At 23.5% G+C, this 604-nt stretch carries 1 protein-coding gene; it reads left to right on the top strand.

Annotated features, from left to right (window positions below):
* Positions 1-47: 47 nt before the first annotated feature.
* Positions 48-604: thiamine phosphate synthase (thiE, locus tag AMN83_RS04715; protein ID WP_075504518.1), on the top strand; the 557-nt coding region annotated here is incomplete at its 3' end.

Here is a 604-nt window from a genome sequence, read left to right as displayed (position 1 = left end):
GGCTAAAATGTGTACTTTAGCTGCTCAAGGAAAATGGTCTAGTGAGCTTGAAAATAAGTAAAAAAAAATTTATTTATCTTATTTCTCCTAACAAAATTCCTAATTTTTTCTATAAAAATCTAAAATTAGTTTTAAAAACTGGAAAAGTAAGTTTTTTTCAACTTAGACTTAAAAATTATTCTCTTAAAAAGAAAATTATAATTGGAAAAAAAATTAAGAATATTTGTAAAAAAAATAAAGTAAAATTTATTATTAATGATGATCCTTTACTTACTTTAAAATTAAATGCTGATGGTTGCCATCTAGGTCAAAAAGATATGAATATTAATATGGCAAAAAAAATACTTGGTAAAAAAATTATAGGAATTACATGTCATAATTCTATGAATTTAGCAAAAAAAGCAATTAAAGGTAAAGCTGATTACATTGCCTTTGGTGCTTTTAATCAATCTAAAACTAAAAAAGCTAAGCATGTAGCCTCTGTTGAGATTTTAAATAAAGTTAAAAAATTTACAAAAACCCCAACAGTAGCTATTGGTGGAATTAATGCTGTTAATTATAAAAATCTATTATTGAATAATGCCAATTTTTTAGCTATCTCAGG

The organism is Candidatus Pelagibacter communis (genome assembly GCF_001180025.1).
Taxonomy (GTDB): Bacteria; Pseudomonadota; Alphaproteobacteria; order Pelagibacterales; family Pelagibacteraceae; genus Pelagibacter; species Pelagibacter ubique_A.
This window is presented reverse-complemented; position numbering and strand designations above follow the sequence as displayed.